General features: G+C 62.9%; 16 protein-coding genes and 1 tRNA gene. 6 read left to right on the top strand and 11 right to left on the bottom strand.

From position 1 onward, the window contains the following. Window positions 1-271: 271 nt before the first annotated feature. The 10 genes from C7G41_RS28300 to C7G41_RS28250 all read right to left on the bottom strand — a co-directional run bounded on the left by C7G41_RS28300 (window position 272) and on the right by C7G41_RS28250 (window position 11,000). Complete coding sequence (locus C7G41_RS28300) at window positions 272-1,477, bottom strand: ABC transporter substrate-binding protein (protein ID WP_106945605.1); 1,206 nt, start codon at window positions 1,475-1,477, stop codon at window positions 272-274. Window positions 1,478-1,500: 23 nt separating this feature from the next. Then, window positions 1,501-3,192 carry an AMP-binding protein gene (locus C7G41_RS28295; protein WP_106945604.1) on the bottom strand — a complete coding sequence of 564 codons (1,692 nt, stop codon included), beginning with the start codon at window positions 3,190-3,192 and terminating at the stop codon, window positions 1,501-1,503. Further along, entirely contained in the window at window positions 3,179-3,928 is a 750-nt protein-coding gene (locus tag C7G41_RS28290) for an ABC transporter ATP-binding protein (RefSeq protein ID WP_106945603.1), read from the bottom strand. Before C7G41_RS28290 ends, C7G41_RS28295 begins: the two co-directional genes overlap by 14 nt. A gap of 2 nt (window positions 3,929-3,930) precedes the next feature. Then, complete coding sequence (locus tag C7G41_RS28285) at window positions 3,931-4,689, bottom strand: ABC transporter ATP-binding protein (RefSeq protein ID WP_106945602.1); 759 nt, start codon at window positions 4,687-4,689, stop codon at window positions 3,931-3,933. Continuing rightward, the gene (locus C7G41_RS28280) at window positions 4,686-5,828 is read right to left on the bottom strand and encodes a branched-chain amino acid ABC transporter permease (RefSeq protein ID WP_106945601.1); all 1,143 of its coding nucleotides are present in this window, start codon (window positions 5,826-5,828) and stop codon (window positions 4,686-4,688) included. The genes C7G41_RS28285 and C7G41_RS28280 overlap by 4 nt, the downstream gene beginning before the upstream one ends. Before the next feature lie 3 nt (window positions 5,829-5,831). Further along, entirely contained in the window at window positions 5,832-6,704 is an 873-nt protein-coding gene (locus C7G41_RS28275; RefSeq protein WP_106945600.1) for a branched-chain amino acid ABC transporter permease, read from the bottom strand. 359 nt (window positions 6,705-7,063) lie between these two features. Further along, on the bottom strand, window positions 7,064-7,900 hold the full coding sequence (locus C7G41_RS28270; protein ID WP_106945599.1) for an enoyl-CoA hydratase-related protein: 837 nt from the start codon (window positions 7,898-7,900) through the stop codon (window positions 7,064-7,066). Window positions 7,901-8,096: 196 nt separating this feature from the next. Continuing rightward, a complete protein-coding gene (locus C7G41_RS28265; protein WP_106945598.1) occupies window positions 8,097-8,450 on the bottom strand; it encodes a UBP-type zinc finger domain-containing protein in 354 nt (117 codons plus the stop codon). Window positions 8,451-9,314: 864 nt separating this feature from the next. Next, window positions 9,315-9,404: transfer RNA gene (locus tag C7G41_RS28260), tRNA-Ser, on the bottom strand. 450 nt (window positions 9,405-9,854) lie between these two features. After that, on the bottom strand, window positions 9,855-11,000 hold the full coding sequence (locus C7G41_RS28250; RefSeq protein WP_106945596.1) for an ROK family protein: 1,146 nt from the start codon (window positions 10,998-11,000) through the stop codon (window positions 9,855-9,857). Window positions 11,001-11,331: 331 nt separating this feature from the next. On the opposite strand from C7G41_RS28250, the gene rplU reads away from it, so the two are divergent. From rplU to C7G41_RS28235, 3 genes are all read left to right on the top strand, one after another. Beyond that, window positions 11,332-11,724, top strand: coding sequence for a 50S ribosomal protein L21 (gene rplU, locus C7G41_RS28245; RefSeq protein WP_106945595.1), 393 nt, complete (start codon window positions 11,332-11,334; stop codon window positions 11,722-11,724). Window positions 11,725-11,821: 97 nt separating this feature from the next. Then, a complete protein-coding gene (gene rpmA / locus C7G41_RS28240) occupies window positions 11,822-12,091 on the top strand; it encodes a 50S ribosomal protein L27 (RefSeq protein ID WP_007598923.1) in 270 nt (89 codons plus the stop codon). A gap of 154 nt (window positions 12,092-12,245) precedes the next feature. Further along, a complete protein-coding gene (locus C7G41_RS28235) occupies window positions 12,246-12,839 on the top strand; it encodes a GNAT family N-acetyltransferase (protein WP_199198653.1) in 594 nt (197 codons plus the stop codon). 197 nt (window positions 12,840-13,036) lie between these two features. Here C7G41_RS28235 and C7G41_RS28230 read toward each other — a convergent pair whose 3' ends face one another. Continuing rightward, window positions 13,037-13,951 carry a DMT family transporter gene (locus C7G41_RS28230; RefSeq protein ID WP_106945593.1) on the bottom strand — a complete coding sequence of 305 codons (915 nt, stop codon included), beginning with the start codon at window positions 13,949-13,951 and terminating at the stop codon, window positions 13,037-13,039. 273 nt (window positions 13,952-14,224) lie between these two features. On the opposite strand from C7G41_RS28230, the gene C7G41_RS28220 reads away from it, so the two are divergent. The 3 genes from C7G41_RS28220 to C7G41_RS28205 all read left to right on the top strand — a co-directional run bounded on the left by C7G41_RS28220 (window position 14,225) and on the right by C7G41_RS28205 (window position 17,822). Next, window positions 14,225-14,704 (top strand): MaoC family dehydratase, encoded by a 480-nt coding sequence (locus C7G41_RS28220; RefSeq protein ID WP_106945591.1) that lies wholly within the window; start codon window positions 14,225-14,227, stop codon window positions 14,702-14,704. A 201-nt stretch (window positions 14,705-14,905) separates the two neighbouring features. Next, complete coding sequence (gene obgE, locus C7G41_RS28215) at window positions 14,906-15,946, top strand: GTPase ObgE (RefSeq protein ID WP_106945590.1); 1,041 nt, start codon at window positions 14,906-14,908, stop codon at window positions 15,944-15,946. A 241-nt stretch (window positions 15,947-16,187) separates the two neighbouring features. Next, window positions 16,188-17,822 carry an alkaline phosphatase family protein gene (locus C7G41_RS28205; protein ID WP_106945589.1) on the top strand — a complete coding sequence of 545 codons (1,635 nt, stop codon included), beginning with the start codon at window positions 16,188-16,190 and terminating at the stop codon, window positions 17,820-17,822. Window positions 17,823-17,918: the final 96 nt, after the last annotated feature.

Below are 17,918 nucleotides of genomic sequence, written 5' to 3'. Positions count from 1 at the left end.
GTTATTGGGACAAGCCTGAAGATCTAGCAGCCTCGCGGTGTTCCTGCCTCGCGGTCGCGGTACATCATGGAAACGGTGATTCCGGTGGATGAGGACTAAGAAGGTATCAGCACAATTCCTGACGGCCGTAGGATCGGTAGAGCGCAGCGAAACCTATCGCTCATACCCTCGCGGAAGTAGGATGGGCTTCGCAAGTGCTCTACCACTCTACGACTACTAAGCTCGACCGGCGATGCCCCGCAGCTCAGGCATCGCCGTCATTCTCAACCGTCTACTTCTCGTTCTTGTACGACTGATTCTTTGCGATCGTCACCCAGCGGCCGTTCTTGATCTGGCCGATGGTCGCGGCGGACACGCCGAGATGATTGTCCCTGGAGAAGGACACGGGCGCGCCGCCGAAGATGTCTTCGAAGACCTTGCCGGATTCCATCGCCCCGATGAGAGAATCCGTCGTCAGGTTCTTGCCCGCGAGGCCGGCATAGAACGCGAACGCCATGGCGCCGTCATACCCCGAGGTCGATTGCAAATTGGGATCGATGCCGAACATCTTGCGGTAGGCTTCGATGAATTCCTTCACCTTGCCCGTCGCCGTATCGGGATAGAAAATCTCGGTCTGGCCGACGCCGAAAATGCCTTCGGTGGCGTCCTTGCCGAGATCGTGCAGGTCAGGCACGTAGCTCGGCGACGACACCACGTAAAGCGGTGTCCAACCGAGCTTCTTGGCGGCAGTGACGATGCCGACGGACTCGCGGACCACGGAGCCGAGCGCAACAAGATCGCAGCCGTCCGCCTTCATGCGCGCAACCTGCGAGTTGAAGTCCGTCGCACCGCGCTTGAACGACACGCGGGTGGCCTCGGGCACCTTCAAATCCTTGAGCTGATCGGAATAGGCATCGGTGAAATTCTTCCCCATCTCGTCGTCCTGATAGACGATGCATGGCTTCTTGATGCCGTTCTTCTCCATCACGTATTTGATGCCGAGGCGCATCGTGTCGTAATAGGGGCTGAACATGTTGAACTTCAGCCTGTCCTCGGGCTTGGCCGGATCCATCTTGAAGGTGAATTCGGCGGCCGTGATTGGGAACAGATGGGTCAGGCCGGCGCCCTGCACCAGCGGCATCGGCGCCAGCGTCGTGGCCGAGCCCATCGCGGACACGATCGAGAATGCCTTGTCGAGCTCGATTAGCTTCTGCGTCTGCAGCACGGCCTTCTTCGGATCGTAGCTGTCGTCTTCTAGAATGAGCTTGATCTTTCGGCCGTTGATGCCGCCCGCGGCATTGATCTGCTCGACTGCGAGCTTCATGCCCGACGAAGCAGGAACGCCCCACGACTTGATCGGCCCGGAGAGGTCCATATGCGTGCCGATCACGATCTCCGTGTCGGTGACGCCCTGCGTCTTAAACTGTGCGAGCGCGGGCTGCGCGGCCAATCCCGTGAGCGCGACGATCGCGGCTGACAAAAGGAAACGTGACGTCATCGTATACCTCCCTGGGCTTTCGGTTAGGCGCTCTGTGAAATGGCGCTTGCTGTCATGGAATGTTCTTTAGGACGCAGCAATCGTCTACGCAGCACGAGCATGGCGCTCATCTCGGGGTCGCCAGGACCGAGCGAACGCTCGATCAAGCTGAAACCGTCGATTTTCATGGGCGCCTTCGCATTGGTCTGCGCGATCACCCGACCGATCAGTGCGCGGATGTCGTCGGAGCGGCAAAGGCTGAGGAAGTGCGTGAATGGAATGCTGTTGTCTTGTGCGAACTTGATGACCGAATCAGCGTCCATCAACACCGCAGCGATCACCCTCCCCTCGTCATCGCGATGCAGGAACGCATCGGCGACGTAGGGCGATGTCACGAGATCGGCTTCGCTTCTGAGCGATGCGGCGCCGCTGTCGAGCTGATCCGCGACACGTCCCGCGGGATGCGGCTGGCCGGCATGGACGACATCGCCGCTTTGCCACCAGCCGTCGCGGACCGCGTTCGCAGTCTCACCGGCGTAGCCGACAAACAGCGTATCGGACCTTAGCCGGATTTCGCCCGATGCCAGCGTCTCCAGCCTCGCGCCATCGAGTGTTCTGGACGTGCCGCGATGCGAAACCAACGACACGGCCCCGCCGGACTCGGCCTGGCCGTAGGCATCGGTGAGCGGCCGCCGGATCGCCGCGAACCAGGCCCCGACATCGGCGCGCGCCGGTGCGCCGGTCGTGAGGCACAGTCGTGCCCGCGACAGACCGAGACGTGTGCGGACCGGCGTCAGGACCAGAGCATCGAGAATGAGGTTCGGCCCGGCGCTTCCGGGCTTCACGGCCAGGGCGACCATGCGGCGCTGAAACTTCGTTGCCTCCGCCGCAGCGAGTTCGACAGCGGACTTCAGCTTCGCCCACAGGCGTGGCGGCGCTTGCACGACGGTCGGCTGCAATTCCCTGAGATCGGCGAGCACGGTCTCGCGGCTCTCGGGAAAATTGATGATACAGCCCGCAAGCAGCGAGGCGTAGACGCCGACCACGCGCTCCATCACATGATGCAGCGGCGTCAACGACAGGCGCTCGTCGCGCGCGCTCAGTTGCAGTTCACTGGCGGCCCGCGCCGCCTGCCGGCCAAGTGCGGCCTGCGTGAGCAGGGCTCCACGCGCCGGCGCCGTAACGCCCGATGTCATCAGGATCGCGGTGATCGCGACCGCGGCAGGCGCAGGAAGCGTCTCGGCGCTCGCGCCGCGGGCCTGTAGCTCCGCCAGCGTCATCACATGGTCCACGCGCGCGCCGTCGTCCCACTGCTCGTGCATGACGACGATCAGCCGTAATCCCGGGCAGCGATCCCGGATGCCGAGCGCCCGGTGCAGATGCGCGTCGCCGGCGACGAACAGAAAGGTGACCTCAAACAGATTGACCAGCCGCGCCAGCTCCTCACCGTTGGCGTCCGCGTCGAGACCCGCCGAAATGCCGCCGGCGCCCATGATGCCTAGATCGGCGAGCACCCAATCCGCACAGGTGTCACCGCAGATGGCCGCGACGCCGTTGTCCGGCAAACCGACCGCGCGGAGGCCGCGCGCGATCGCGGCGATACGCGTCGCGGTCTCCGTGCCGCTGAGTGGCTGCCAGAGCCCGTAACGCTTCGAACGCATGACGGTCGCCGCGCCGTGCGCCGCGAGGGCCGCGGCAAGACGTGCCGAGAGTGCCTCGTTTTCAGCGCCCGCCATGACCACCTTCACTGTGCATACCCAGATAGAATTCGCGGACCTGGTCCGACTGGAGCAGATTGGCGCAGGTGTCGTGCATCACGACGCGACCGACCTCGAGCACGTAGCCGTAGTGCGCCGTCTCCAGCGCCATCTTGGCGTTCTGCTCGACCAGCAGGATCGAGACGCCCTCTTCCGCATTGAGCCGGCGGATGATCGTGAAGATCTCCTTCACCAGCAACGGAGATAGCCCGAGCGACGGCTCATCCAGCAGCAGCACTTTCGGGCGGCTCATCAGGGCCCGGCTGATTGCCAGCATCTGCTGCTGGCCGCCGGAGAGCTGGCCCGCGATCTGATTTTGCCGTTCGCGCAGCACCGGAAAATAGTCGAACACCTTCTCCAGATCACTGGCGATGGTCTTGCTGTCCTTGCGGATGTAGGCGCCCATCCGCAGATTGTCGCGCACGGAAAGGAACGGAAACACCTCGCGTCCCTCGGGCACGTGGCTGATGCCGAGCCGGACCACCTTGTCCGGCTCCATCGAGCGGATCTTGCGCCCCTCGAACTCGACCGTTCCCTTCACGGGATCGAGCACGCCGGAGATGGTCTTGAGAATACTGGTCTTGCCGGCCCCGTTGGCGCCGAGCACGGTGACGATCTGCCCCTGCATCAGATCGAGGCTGATGCCGCGGATCGCGGTGATCGGCCCGTAGGTGCTCTCGACATTGGCGAGACGAAGGATCGGTTGCGTGTCCATCGTCATGTCCCGAGATAGGCCGCAATGACGTCGGGGTGACCCTGGACCTCCGCGGCCGTGCCGAGCGCCATCATCTTCCCGTAGTTCAGCGCGAGCACGCGGTTGGAGACGCGGGTGACCAGCGACATGTCGTGCTCGACCATCAGCACGGTGACGCGGAGACGGCGGTTGATCTCCAGGATCCACTCCGCCATCGCATTGGTTTCCTCGACGTTGAGGCCGGACGATGGCTCATCGAGCAGCAGCAGCGTCGGACCGACACACAGCGCGCGAGCAACCTCGATCACCTTGCGGACGCCATAGGGAAGCGCGCCGATCGTGGTGTCGCGGTATCTTTGCAGCCGCAACACGTCCATCACCTCCTCGGCCGCGCGACGGTGCGCAACTTCCTCCGTGCGAACCTTCTTCGTGCGGAGAATGTCCTGCCAAGCCCGCGTGGTCGAATGGCGGTGGCGGCCGACCAGAAGGTTTTGCAAGGTGGAGGCGCTCTCGAACAGCTCGATGTTCTGGAACGTGCGCGCGATGCCACGTCCGGCGATCTGCTGCGCCGAAAGCCGCGTGACGTCCTCGTCGCGGAAGATGATCTGGCCCGCGCTCGGCGTGTAGAGCCGGCTGATGAGGTTGAACAGCGTGGTCTTGCCCGCTCCATTCGGGCCGATGATAGTGAAGACCTCGCCCTCGTTGATCCCGAACGAGACGTTGTCCACGGCCGTGAGACCGCCGAACTTCACCGTCAGGTTCTTGACATCGAAGAAGCTCATCGGCGCTCGGATTTCAGGAACATGCGGGGTGGGCGCGCGCTGCGTTGGCGCGCCAGCGGAAACTGCTTGAAATAGGCCTTCACGCGCTGCCAGCGGCCGTCGAGGCCCATCGGCTCATAGATGATGAAGACGATGATGATGATGCCGAAGATCAGCGACTTCAGGCCGGGGGCGTTGACCACGCGCAGGACGCCGGCCTGAACGGCCTGGGTCACGGTGTCAGGCAGGAACAGTCCGTGCATCATGGCGTCGGTCCACACCGGAACCTTGTCCTTGAGGATGATCAGCAACGGATCGGCCATGATCATGAAGATCGCGCCGAACACCGCGCCCCGGAGGCTCACCAGCCCGCCGATGATGATGATCATGACGAAATCGATCGAGACGGCCAGGCTGAACATCTCCGGCGAGATGAACGACATCTTGTGCGCATAGAGAGCCCCCGCGATCCCCGTGATGCCAGCCGACAGCGCGAAGGCGGTGGTCTTGTAGCTGGCGGTGTCGATGCCCATGCTGCGCGCGGCGGTCTCGGAATCCCGGATCGCCATGAAGGAGCGTCCGGTCGAGGACCGGATGATGTTGATGGCGGCGAGGATCACCAGCACGGTGACCAGCAGACAGAGGTAGTAGAAGCCTTCCGTGCCGAGCTTCCAGCCGAACAGGGACGGTGGAGGCAACATCAGGCCTTCGTTGCCATGGGTGACGCTTTCCCATCGCGCAATGATCTCCTCGACGATGAAGGCAAAGGCCAGCGTGGCAATGGCGAGATAGATTCCGTGCAAGCGAAGCGCGGGCAGCCCGACCAGATAGCCCGCGATCCCCGTGAAAACACCGGCGAGCGGGAGATAGAGCACCAGCGGAACGCCGTGCTTCTGCGCAACTGCGGTGAAATAGGCGCCGATCGCGAGAAAGGCGGCGTGACCGATCGAGACCTGCCCGGCCTGCCCTGACAGAATATTCAGCGCCACGCCGACGATGGCGTAGATCATGATGAACACGAGCTGGCTGAGATAATAGGGTTCGATCACGTAGGGCGCGGCAATCAGCCCTGCGAGCAGAACAGCGTACCAGAACACTGCGGCCTTCGAAAGGAACAGCGGATCGCTGTCGCCGTAACCGGTGCGGACATGGTGCGCCATGCCTTACACCTTCTTGGCGGCGTTGAGGCCGAACAGGCCCTGCGGCTTCCACAGCAGCACCGCGAGCAGGACGACATAGGCCGCAACGTCTTTGAATCCCTCCGGCAGATAGAAGCCGGACAGCGATTCGACGATGCCGATGGTGATGCCGCCGGCGACCGCCCCGGGAATCGAGCCGAAGCCTCCGAGCACGGCCGCGGGGAATGCCTTGATGCCAAGAAAACCGAGATTCGCGTGGATCAGCGTGATAGGCGCCAGCAGGATCCCGGCGGCGCACGCGACCATGGCGGAGAGGCTCCAGATCAGCGAGAACATCCGCTTGACCGGAATGCCCATGTAATAGGCCGCGAGCATGTTCTGCGACGTCGCCTGCATCGCGATGCCGATCCGCGTATAGCGGAAGAAGGCGTAGAGCGCGGCGCAGAGCAGCACCGTCGCAATGATGATGGAGAGCGCGTCCCAGGCGATGACGAGCTTGCCGATCGTGAACACGCCGTCGGTGAAAGGCGTCTCGATCCGCAGATCGTCCGTGCCCCAGATGATGCCGACGAGCGCCCGGATCACGAGCCCAAGTCCAATCGTCGCCATCACGATCGAGAATTGCGGATAGCCGAGGATGGGACGAAGCACGAGCCGTTCCATAATCGCGCCCAGGATCGCCATGGCGATCACGCACAGCAGAAACGACAACCAGTAATTCAGCCCGAGCGTCGTGACGAAAGTGACCGACATGAAGGCGCCGAGCATCATGATCTCGCCCTGCGCAAAATTCACCACTTCGGTCGCCTTGTAGATCAGGACGAATCCAAGGGCGATCAGCCCATAGACGCACCCCAACGCGACGCCGCTAATCAATTGCTGCGTGAAATCTAGCATTTCCGTCCCATGGCGCGTTGCGCCTGATTTTTTTCGATATGAGGACGGTCGATGTTATTAGTCAAGCAGCTAAGTAATTCGACGGCGCGACCACCGAATGAGACGAGATGGCGCGCTCAATCGGCTCGTGCAGCGCCTTGCCACAAGACTCGTCCCATACGGCTAAAGCGCGCGCAGCGGAAATGTGTCTAGGCGCTATGATGAGCGCGTAGCCTATAGGATGGGCAGAGCGGCTTGTTCGCCGTAGCTCGAAGAGCAAAGGCGGAAGCGAAACCCACTACCCTTCGTCTACGAGGCGCAATGATGGATTTCGCAAGCGCTCTACCCATCCTTCGGACCGCATCTGGCAACCCCTCGCCCTACTCCTTCTTCGTCCGGTAATCCCCGAACGTCGTATCGCGTTGGTCAAGGAGATCTTTTACGCTACTGCCGTCGCGACGAAAACTGCCCATGTAGGCCTTGCTCGCCTCAGTGGTGAAGGCCAGCGCCTGGATCTCGGTGCCGGCGCGAATGGCAGCGCGGGCGCCCATGATTTCCATGGCGCGATGGACGCTGCGCTTGTTGAGCTGCTGCAGCTCGACCGGGACCTTGGCGACGCGCTCGGCGAAATCGAGCGTCTTCTCGTCGAGCTCGGCAAGCGGGAAGGATCGCGTCGCGTAACCCCAATCGGCAGCTTCGCGGCCGGACATCGCATCGCCCGTCAGCATCAGTTCCATGGCGCGGCGCATGCCGACCAGCCAGGGATGATATTGCATGTCGGGCGGGCTCATCAGACGTACAGGCGGATAGCCTATCTGCGCATCGTCGGCGACGTAGACGACGTCGCAAGCGGTGGCGAGCTCGGTGCCACCCGCAAGGCAGTAGCCGTGCACCTGTGCGATCACGGGCTTGGCAAGATCCCAGATCCTAAACCAGCCTTCAACCACGTGGCGCGACCACTGGCCCGGACCTGAGGCCGAGTGATAGGGCTGGTCGACGCGATTGTCAGCGGAGAGATCGTAGCCCGCGGAGAAGCAGGGCCCTGCGCCGCGCAGGATCGTTATCGAGACATCGCCGTCGCGATCGGCCTGTTCGAGCACCTCGAAGATTTCGCTGCGCAGGCGATTGTTCAGCGCGTTGCGCTTCTGCGGCCTGTTCAACGTGATGCGCCGGACGCGCGGACGCGGCTCGTCGACGATGATGTGCTGGTAGCTCATGAGGTCCTCCCGATCGCCAGGCTTTTGCCTTTGCGAGAGGTCTTGCCCGAGATCGAAAGCGATGTCATCGGCCGCAAACGCAGATCACCCCGCCCGCCGCAGCAAGAGCAGAGGCCGATATGAAGTTCGTCCCAAGGTGAGAGGCCGCACATCTGAGCAACGCGCTCGGAATCAGCCCCGAGCCAAAAGCGGCCACCTATTCATGCAAAAACGCTTGCCAGTCTGGGGGCACCGCTCCGGCCGGCCCGGGGACAGGCTGATCAAGCGGATGCGAGTGCGAGCGTTTAAGCTTGGGGCCGGGGAAACTCTCTCCGGTGCGATAATCGTAAAACCATCGTTCGCTCGGCTCGAAGCTCGTGATGATCGGGTGACCTGTCGCCGCGTTGTGCTTCGATGCGTGTTGGTTCGGCGACGTATCACAGCAGCCGATGTTACCGTATTCGACGCATCTGCGAAGATGAAACCACCACCCGCCCGCGGCCGAGCATTCCACACACCCCGTTCCGGTCCGCTTGGCTGTGAGGTTGATGCCATCCTTCTCAGGCTTCATCGGTTTAACTCACTGGAACTGATGGCGACCACGGCGGATGCATTCGCACCGAGACCCTACCTAGCATCCTGCCAGTGTTTTGCCAGAGGGGTCAACGTGAGCGCAGCTGCTTGCGCCGTCATGAGGTGATTCGGAATAGTCACCGTTCGAGGAAGAAGGACATCCGCTCTCCTGCTAAAGCCGAAATGAAACGCTCGTCGCCTTGGTAGTTCGACGATCAATTCGCATGGCTTCGAGGAGGACATCGTCGATCCCTACTTCGAACATTTCGCCGGAGAACTTGTGCCCATCGCGCGAGCCCAACGGAAAATCCAAAAGACGAGCTGATCCAGACCATCCTTGCCGTGTCGCGCCATTAGAGCCCTGCGTCGCCAGACATCCGTGTCGTCGTGGATGGTCTTCGACGTGGCGTCGAGATAGACGGCCACTCGGCAGGTCGCCCACGGGTCTTGCATGCGTTTAAGCGGCAAGCTCGGAGGCAGCCGTGGTCGCATTTGTTACAAGCCGCCGACCTACTCGCGTCAGACCGTTCAAAGCTCGTCAAAGTGAACCTCGAGACGCCATTGGTCGAGGCCCCGAACGCCAACGTCAGTTTCCTGAAGCCGCGCGCGATCGCCTCCGCCTCTTCCTCGGTGGTGATCTTAAAAAGCCCCTTCCGATCCAATCGCTGGAATGCCGGTGCGGGCCGATCGTGGCAGCTTTGATATCGAGTCGCGTCCGAGCTTCCTCCAGACGCGTTGCTTTCGGCAGGCGGCCATGGCAAATTCAGCCTACCCTAAGGGGCTACACCTTGGGGCTACACCAGATATCTCTGGCGTGCAGTAAGACCTGGTTTTACGGGGCTTTCTCGAAGCCGTTTTATTATGGCGGAGAGGGAGGGATTCGAACCCCCGATAGGCTTGCACCTATGCCGCATTTCGAGTGCGGTGCATTCGACCACTCTGCCACCTCTCCTGAAGGCGCCAAGTAAGGAGCTGGGCCCCTGTGGTTCGGGCGTTAATAGGCGAGGATGGCGGGCCAGACAAGGCGCGAAAGGGGAAAATCCGCTGCCCGTTTCACCGCTTCCGCTCTGTTTCTCGCCGCGTAATCAACAACCGGCACCTTTTCCTGGGCTACCCCCCTCCCTGGCCCTCCCTCACATCCGCCTTCGCCCGAAGGCGGGCTTCGGCGAGACAAGCGCGGGGGAGGGAACGCACCTTTATCGAGGCGCGAGCCCGTCTCGTCATTATGCGCTGAAAAAAGGGTGGGACCGCCAGACGCGGTAAACACTGGCGGTCCCGTGCCGCTCATTGAAATACTGGCTGGGAAGGGCGGCTTCGCCGGCCAGGTGAGGCGACGGTTCCGACCGTAGCGTGCGGCACGTGCACCGCAACGCAATCCGGTCCTTAACCTAACCAGTCAAGGTTACTCCTTGTCGGACTTGGCTTTTTTCTTCCCATTTTCCGTAGAGTCCCGGTCTTTGCCGTTATCCTTGTCTTTGCCGTTGTCCTTGCGGCGGTTGGTGAAGCGGGCATTGCCGAGCCCGGTGCCGATGGTGAGCACGCCCCAGCGATCGACGTCCTGCATGAACGGCACCTCGGAGAGGCCCTGAACCACGCCGTCATTGTGCATCAGGATCGCGGTGTCGTGCTCGCCGATCTGCGGAATGCCCTCAAGCAGGCTCGCCGGCAGGTTGAACTTGCTGCTCTCCCAATTGCCCGGCAGGTTCTGCGCGCCTTTCTCGATGGAGCCGTCCGCGTTGATCACGCCGGGACAGGCGATGCCGATGAATGGCGCCAGCTTGTAGCCTTCTTTCTCGGCCTCGGTGATCAGCCCCTTCAGCATCTTCGTGAGCCGCTTCACCGCGCCTTCGCGCGTCGGCTCGTCGTCGGCATGACGCCACAGCTCGGACTTCACGACCTTGGCTTTCGACAGGTCTTTCGCCTTTTTCCAGCTGGTCTCCACCAGGCCGCAGCGGATGTTGGTGCCGCCGATGTCGACCGCGAGGATGCTGTCATGGGCTTCGAAGATCCATGACGGCGCCAGATGCAGCGCGCCGATCAGGCCGGCTTCGTCGGGATGATGGCGGATCGGCACCATGTCGATCTTGAAATCCTCGGCGATGAGGATGATCTCGGTGCGCGCGATCGCGAGCTCGCCGAGCCGGGAATCGCGAAAACCGCCGCCGACCACGATGCGCTCGGTCTTGGCCCAGGCCTTGGACTTGAGGAAGCGGCGGGTGACGTAAGCGAGCTCCTGGGCGAAGTCCTCGATGGCGCTATGCACCACCGCCCAGGCCTCGGTGTCGTCGCCGACCAGGATGGCGTCCAGGGTCTTCTTGCTGATCTCGTCCGACGGCTCCTTGCCGAACGGGTCCTCGCCGGACTTGCGCAGCGGCTTGCGCCAGCGCTCGAGGATCTCCCGGAACGCGCCCTTGCTGGCGCGGTCGCCGATGAAGCCGTCCTCGTCCTTCATCTCGATGTTGAAGCTGTCGATATCCACCGACGGCAGCCGCCCCGCGCCGTGATGGGCAATGCCCGTCGTCGTCTTGACCAGCTCGTCTGTCGCCATGGTAACCCCTTGCCCGTGTCCTGATTTCGCCGGGACAACGGCAGCGGAACCCGTTGGTTGCAGCGCGGGCAGAGATTCGTCTGCGGGCCGGATCGGGCCCAAATGCTTCAAATCCGGGCCGTTTTCGCCGGCTTTTCCTTGACTCCCGGCGGTCAGCGGCTATAAATCCCGCAACCGGCGCGGGGCGTTTCTCGCGCCGCTTGTTTTTGCGTGGGTTTTCAAAGGGATAACTCCCGCCCGCACAAAACTCGCATAAACCCATAACGACTGACAAAAAGCCGGCCCCGACAATATGTCGCGAGGCCGGGAATGAACACGAAGGAAAACAACGATGTTCGCAGTCATCAAAACCGGCGGCCGGCAGTACCGCGTCGTTCCGGATGATGTCCTGGAAGTAGGCAAGATCGAAGGCGACGTCGGCTCGATCGTGCAGCTCAATGAAGTTCTCCTGGTCGGCGGCGACACGCCGATCCTGGGTCTGCCCACGGTCGCCGGCGCCTCCGTCGCGGTCGAGGTGCTCGACCACAAGCGCGGTCCCAAGGTCATCGCTTTCAAGAAGCGCCGCCGCAAGAACTCACGCCGCAAGCGCGGCTATCGCGACGAGATCACGGTGCTGCGCATCTCGGAGATCCTGACGGACGGCGCCAAGCCCACCAAGGGGCCGCGTCCGAAGCGGGAAAAGGTCGTCAAGCCAGAGACCACGACCGAAGAGGCCGCCGCATAATTTGATCACGCGCCATCACGAAGTGATGCGTGAGAAATTGTGAAATGATTCCGTCAAGGAATTGATCTAGACATACGTAGAATTTCGGAGACGAGCCATGGCTCACAAAAAAGCAGGCGGTTCATCGCGCAACGGTCGCGATTCCAAGGGCAAGCGCCTCGGGATCAAGGCGTTCGGCGGGGAAGTCGTGATTCCCGGCAACATCATTGCGCGTCAGCGCGGCACCACTTGGCATCCCGGCCTTAATGTCGGCATGGGCACGGACCACACCTTGTTCGCCAAGGTCGAGGGCCGCGTAACGTTCCAGGCCAAAGCCAACGGCCGCACCTTCATCTCGGTGCTCCCGCTCGCAGAGGCGGCTGAATAGACGGTGGATCAAATTTGGAGTCCGCCGGGTCCCAGACCGAACCGGCGGAGTCCTTGAGATCACAGAGATCGAAGGCTCCAGGGGAGGCGGGAAACCGGCCTCCCCTTTCGTTTGCGTGCTCACTTTTCACTTAGTGACTTCGACGGAGCCGGACATGTTGCAGGATTTTTCGAGCGTGACCTTGCGGGAGGCGAGACCCAGCGTCGTCGCCACCGAGCGGCTGACATTGCGGCGGCCGACCCTCGCCGACGTCAGGACCATCGCCCTCCTCGCCAACGACCGTCGCGTCGCCGACAATACAAGGCGCCTCCCGCATCCCTATTCGCAGGACGACGCCGTCGCCTTCGTCCGCGCCACCGCCACGCCCGGCAGCGAGACCGCGTTCCTGATCGAGCATGACAGCGGGCCCGTCGGCATGGTCGGCATCGACTGCTCGACGCCCGACAATGCCGAGCTCGGCTATTGGCTCGGCGTCGAGCATTGGGGCCGGGGCTTTGCCACCGAGGCCGCGCGCGGCGCGATCGACTTTTTCTTCGAGGAGTTCGAGGAGGATCATCTCTATGCAGGCGCGCGCGTCACCAACCCGGCCTCGCGCAACGTGCTGGAGAAGTGCGGCTTCCAGTGGAGCGGCGTCCAGCTGCACCGTTTCCTGGCGCTGGGCTCGTCCACGCCCGTCGACTGCTTCCGCCTGTCACGCAGCGTGTGGGCGTCGCTGAAGAGCTGGAGCAGTGCGAGGAGGGTGAGGTAGGCGGAGGCGGCGCCACGCACCGCCGTCGTCCCGGCCTGGTGCGCAATTGCGCACGGGGGGCCGGGACCCATAACCCCAGGGAGGAGTGTGGGGCGAAGTGCCCACTCCGAGTCGTCGCCCAACTAATCTCTGTGGGTATGGGTCCCGGCCCCCGTGCGCAATTGCGCACTAGGCCGGGACGACGTTTGTGGCTGCGATCACGCTGGCGGATTCACATCCACGTCCGCGCGGCCGAGATCGCGCTCGCGCAAGTAGATATAGAACCCGGCGCCGATGATGATGGCGGCGCCGACGATGGTGGCGATTTCGGGCACGTCGCCGAACACGACGAAGCCGAAGATCACCGCCCAGACGATCATCGAATATTGATAGGGCACGACGACGCTGGCCGGCGCGAGCTTGAGCGAGCGATTGACGCAGAACAGCGCCGTGACCGAGACGCATCCCGCCAGCGCGAAGATCACGAGGCTGCCGGATGTCGGCGGCACCCAGTGGAACGCCGACAGCACCGCCCCCAGCAGGAACGTGCCGACGAATTGCGACGACGCCATCACGATATCGGGCGTCTTGCGCAGGCTGCGCGTGATCAGCATCAGCGTTGCGAAGGAAAGACTGCCGCCGAGCGCGATCAGCGCCGGCAGGCTCACCGTCTGTGCCGACGGCCGCAGCGCGATCAGCACGCCGCAGAAGCCGATCAGGATCGCCGTCCAGCGCCGCCAGCCGACCTTCTCGCCCAGGAAAATCGCCGACATCGCCGTGACGAAGATCGGGCCTGCGAGGTAATAGGTGATGACGTCGGCGAGCGGCAGATAGACCGTCGCAAGGAAGAAAGCCGCCACTTCCAGCGTCGACAGCACCACACGGAAGAGCTGGAGGCCCGGCCGCTCCAGATGCAGGAACTGGTGACGCTGCCGCCACACCAGCGGCGACAGCAGCAGCAGCGCCGCGCAGGCGCGGAGGAACAGCAGCTGCCCCACCGAGTAAGTCCCGACCAGGAACTTGCCCATGGCATCGCCGAACGAGAACATGAAGATCGACAGTACCATGAGCGCAATGCCGGCGAGCCGCGCCGAGCGTTCGTCATAGGCCGAGAGATTCTTGAACAGGGGCATCGCTGTCGTTCGTGGAAACTCGTCATTGCGAGGAGCTCCTGCGACGAAGCAATCCAGACTGTTTCCACGGAGACAGTCTGGATTGCTTCGCTTCGCTCGCAATGACGAGCGGAGGGAGCGTCGGAACGGCGACCAGAGTCGCTTGCGGTCGTTTTAATGACGTGAGCGCCCGCGACAAGCCCGCGTTGGACGAATTGAACGGATTGTCGCAGTCTCCGCGTCGCGGTAGCGATGGACGTCTCACCGACAAAAGAGCCAGGAAAGAGCCAAGCCATGACCGACTTCGACCCGGCCCGGCATCGCATGATCCCCGCGCAACGCTGGTTTGAGGATTTCGTGGTCGGCGAGCGTTTCGTGCTGCCGAGCCGCACGCAGACGACGGCGGTGTTCGCGGCGTTCCAGACCGCGAGCGGCGATACGCATCCGGTGCATTACGATGTGGAGTATTGCCGCAGCCGCGGCATGCCGCATCTGCTCGCCCACGGTTTCCAGACGCTGATCCACACCGCGCCCGGCGCGGGCCTGTTTCCGTTCATGGTCGAGGAGTCCCTGGTCGGCTTCCTCGAGCAATCCAGCCGGTTCCTCAAACCTGTCTTCGCCGACGACACAATCTATCCCGCGCTCGAGGTCATCGAGCTGGCGCCGGGACGCTCGACCGGCGCGGTGACGCTCAAAAGCACCGTGTTCAACCAGCGCAAGGAGCTGGTGCTGGAGGGCACGCAGAAATTCCTGATCCGGCGGCGGCCATCCTAACCGCGTGAAGACCAGTCCACTGCCGGTCTTCGCCAAACTCCTCCTTGTGGTTATGGGTCCCGGATCTGCGCTTCGCTTGTCCGGGACGACACGTAGGGGCCGCGGCCAGCGGGTTAAGCACGCCCCAAAATCGCGGAAATTCGGCCGATTTGCGGGTCTATCCGGGTTGCCGCGCGGGACCGGCTGGCCTACCTATGGCCCATGAAATTCCTTGACGAAGCAAAGGTCTATATCCGCTCCGGCGACGGCGGAAACGGCTGCGTGGCGTTCCGCCGCGAAAAATTCATCGAATTCGGCGGTCCCTCCGGCGGCAATGGCGGCCGCGGCGGCAATGTCATCATCGAGGTCGCCGACGGGCTGAACACGCTGATCGACTATCGCTACCAGCAGCACTTCAAGGCCCAGAAGGGCGAGAACGGCTCGGGCTCGGACCGCCATGGCGCCAATGGCAAGTCGATCGTGCTGAAGGTGCCCATGGGCACGCAGATCTTCGACGAAGATCGCGAGACCATGATCCACGATTTCACCACTGTCGGCGAAAAATTCGTGCTGGCCGAAGGCGGCAATGGCGGCTTCGGCAACGCGCATTTCAAGACCTCAACCAACCGCGCGCCGCGCAACGCCAATCCCGGCCAGCCCGGCGAGGAGCGCTGGATCTGGCTGCGGCTGAAGCTGATCGCGGATGCCGGCCTGGTCGGCCTGCCCAATGCCGGCAAATCGACCTTCCTCGCCAAGGTCAGCGCGGCCAAGCCGAAGATCGCCGACTATCCCTTCACCACGCTGCATCCGCAGCTCGGCGTCGTGAATGCCGACGGGCGCGAATTCGTGCTGGCTGACATCCCCGGCCTGATCGAAGGCGCGCATGAAGGCGTCGGTCTCGGCGACCGCTTCCTCGCCCATGTCGAGCGCTGCCGCGTGCTGCTGCATCTCATCGATGCGACCTGCGAGCACGCCGGCAAGGCCTACAAGACGGTGCGAACGGAGCTGGACGCCTATGCCGGACAGCTCACCGACAAGATCGAGATCGTCGCGCTGAACAAGATCGACGCGGTCGAGCCGGACGAGCTGAAGAAGCAGAAGGAGCGGCTGAAGCGCGCCGCCAAGAAGACGCCCCTGCTGCTCTCCGCCGTCACCGGCGACGGCGTGCAGGAAGCGCTGCGTGCCCTGGCGGATGTGATCGGCGAGAGCCCGGTCTCCGCCAAGGCGAAGAGCGCGGCCGCAGCGGAGCCGTGGTCGGTTTGACCTCTCTCCCCGCGGTCGTCCCGGCGAAGGCCGGGACCCATACCGCGTGATCTGTCGGTTGGGGATGGTCTTAGTACCAAACTACTAGTCTTCGCCAAACTACTCCCTATGGCTATGGGTCCCGGCCTACGCCGGGACGACGCTGGAATGTGCAGCCACGGCCTCGCGCGTCGCTCGCAATGTTGCCTTCGCGCCCTCGATAGCGCAGCATCGACCCATCAAGAAACGGCAGGGATGATTCATGGCGCGCGCGAAGAACGTTCTCTGGATCATGTGCGACCAGCTTCGCTATGACTATCTCGGCTGCACCGGCCATCCCACGCTGAAGACACCGAACATCGATGCCATGGCGAAGCGCGGCGTGCTGTTCAGCAAGGCCTATGTGCAGTCGCCGATCTGCGGCCCCTCGCGGATGTCGTTCTATACCGGACGCTACATGCGCTCGCACGGCTCGCACTGGAACGGCTGGCCCCTGCGTGTCGGAGAGCCCACCCTCGGCGATCACCTCAAGAAGCTCGGCGTGCGCAACGTGCTGGTCGGCAAGACCCACATGGCGCCCGATCTCGAAGGCATGAAGGCGCTCGGCATCCCGCCGGAATCGGTGATCGGCGTGCACGTCGCCGAATGCGGGTTCGAGCCCTATGAGCGTGACGACGGCCTGCATCCCACGGGGCGGCCGCGTCCGAAATACGACGAATATCTGCGCCAGCAGGGTTTTGATGCGCCCAATCCCTGGGAGCATTGGGCGAATTCAGGTGCGGCCGAGGACGGCTCGCTCCAGAACGGCTGGCTACTCGTGCATGCCGACAAGGCCGCGCGCGTGCCGGACGAGCATTCCGAGACGCCCTACATGACGCGCCGCGCGATGGACTTCATCGGCGAGGCCGAGACCGACGGCAGGCCGTGGTGCCTGCATCTGTCCTACATCAAGCCGCACTGGCCCTACATCGCGCCCGAACCCTATGCCAGCATGTACTCGACGGATGACATCATTCCGGTGATCCGCTCCGAGCGCGAGCGGCAAAATCCGCATCCCGTGTTCGGCGCCTATATGGATATGCGCTACTCCCGCAACATGGCGCGCGACGATGCCCGCGAAAAGGTGATCCCGACCTATATGGGCCTGATCACCCAGATCGACGACCAGATGGGCGTGCTGATGAAATTCCTGGAGGCGCGCGGCCTGCTGGACACAACCATGATCGTGTTCACCTCCGATCACGGCGATTATCTCGGCGATCACTGGATGGGCGAGAAGGATCTGTTCCACGAGCAGTCGGCGAAGATCCCGCTGATCATCATCGATCCGTCCAAGGAAGCCGACGCCACGCGCGGCACGCGAAACGATGCGCTGGTCGAAGCCATCGATCTCGCGCCGACCTTCGTCGATTATTTCGGCGGCAAGGTGCCGGGCCACATCCTCGAAGGGCGTTCGCTGCTGCCGCTGCTGCGCGGCGAGAGCCCGCCGGATTGGCGCAAGGTGGCGTTCTCCGAATATGACTATGTCATGCAGGACGTGCGGCTGAAGCTGAACCAGCCGATCGAGCGCTGCCGCCTGTTCATGGTGTTCGACGGCCGCTGGAAATACATCCACGCCTCGGGCTTCAGGCCAATGCTGTACGACCTCGAAACCGATCCGGAAGAGTTTCTGGATCGCGGCGACGATCCCGATTGCGCCGGAATCATCGCGCGACTGCAGGCGGAATTATTCGATTGGGCGCTGCATCCCAACGACCACATCACGACGCCGCGCGAGAAGATCGCGGCCTATGCCGACAACCAGCTCCAGGTGAAGGGCGGGATTTTGATCGGCATCTGGGATGAGAAAGAGCTGGCGTCGATCAAGGACGGTATCGCCCAGCGCGCGAACCTGTAATCCTCATGGTGAGGAGGCGCGACAGCGCCGTCGAGCGGACGATGCTTCGCATCGCCGCGAGAACCATGCAGGCCGGGCTGCAACAGCGGGGCCTGC

Origin of the sequence: Bradyrhizobium sp. MOS002 (assembly GCF_003020115.1) — a bacterium.
GTDB lineage: Bacteria > Pseudomonadota > Alphaproteobacteria > Rhizobiales > Xanthobacteraceae > Bradyrhizobium.
This window is presented reverse-complemented; position numbering and strand designations above follow the sequence as displayed.

Excerpts from the sequence above, each read along its gene's own strand:
- C7G41_RS28300 (WP_106945605.1), bottom strand. The coding sequence starts at position 1,477 with ATGACGTCACGTTTCCTTTTGTCAGCCGCGATCGTCGCGCTCACGGGA.
- C7G41_RS28295 (WP_106945604.1), bottom strand. The coding sequence starts at position 3,192 with ATGGCGGGCGCTGAAAACGAGGCACTCTCGGCACGTCTTGCCGCGGCC.
- C7G41_RS28290 (WP_106945603.1), bottom strand. The coding sequence starts at position 3,928 with ATGGACACGCAACCGATCCTTCGTCTCGCCAATGTCGAGAGCACCTAC.
- C7G41_RS28285 (WP_106945602.1), bottom strand. The coding sequence starts at position 4,689 with ATGAGCTTCTTCGATGTCAAGAACCTGACGGTGAAGTTCGGCGGTCTC.
- C7G41_RS28280 (WP_106945601.1), bottom strand. The coding sequence starts at position 5,828 with ATGGCGCACCATGTCCGCACCGGTTACGGCGACAGCGATCCGCTGTTC.
- C7G41_RS28275 (WP_106945600.1), bottom strand. The coding sequence starts at position 6,704 with ATGCTAGATTTCACGCAGCAATTGATTAGCGGCGTCGCGTTGGGGTGC.
- C7G41_RS28270 (WP_106945599.1), bottom strand. The coding sequence starts at position 7,900 with ATGAGCTACCAGCACATCATCGTCGACGAGCCGCGTCCGCGCGTCCGG.
- C7G41_RS28265 (WP_106945598.1), bottom strand. The coding sequence starts at position 8,450 with ATGAAGCCTGAGAAGGATGGCATCAACCTCACAGCCAAGCGGACCGGA.
- C7G41_RS28250 (WP_106945596.1), bottom strand. The coding sequence starts at position 11,000 with ATGGCGACAGACGAGCTGGTCAAGACGACGACGGGCATTGCCCATCAC.
- rplU (WP_106945595.1), top strand. The coding sequence starts at position 11,332 with ATGTTCGCAGTCATCAAAACCGGCGGCCGGCAGTACCGCGTCGTTCCG.
- rpmA (WP_007598923.1), top strand. The coding sequence starts at position 11,822 with ATGGCTCACAAAAAAGCAGGCGGTTCATCGCGCAACGGTCGCGATTCC.
- C7G41_RS28235 (WP_199198653.1), top strand. The coding sequence starts at position 12,246 with ATGTTGCAGGATTTTTCGAGCGTGACCTTGCGGGAGGCGAGACCCAGC.
- C7G41_RS28230 (WP_106945593.1), bottom strand. The coding sequence starts at position 13,951 with ATGCCCCTGTTCAAGAATCTCTCGGCCTATGACGAACGCTCGGCGCGG.
- C7G41_RS28220 (WP_106945591.1), top strand. The coding sequence starts at position 14,225 with ATGACCGACTTCGACCCGGCCCGGCATCGCATGATCCCCGCGCAACGC.
- obgE (WP_106945590.1), top strand. The coding sequence starts at position 14,906 with ATGAAATTCCTTGACGAAGCAAAGGTCTATATCCGCTCCGGCGACGGC.
- C7G41_RS28205 (WP_106945589.1), top strand. The coding sequence starts at position 16,188 with ATGGCGCGCGCGAAGAACGTTCTCTGGATCATGTGCGACCAGCTTCGC.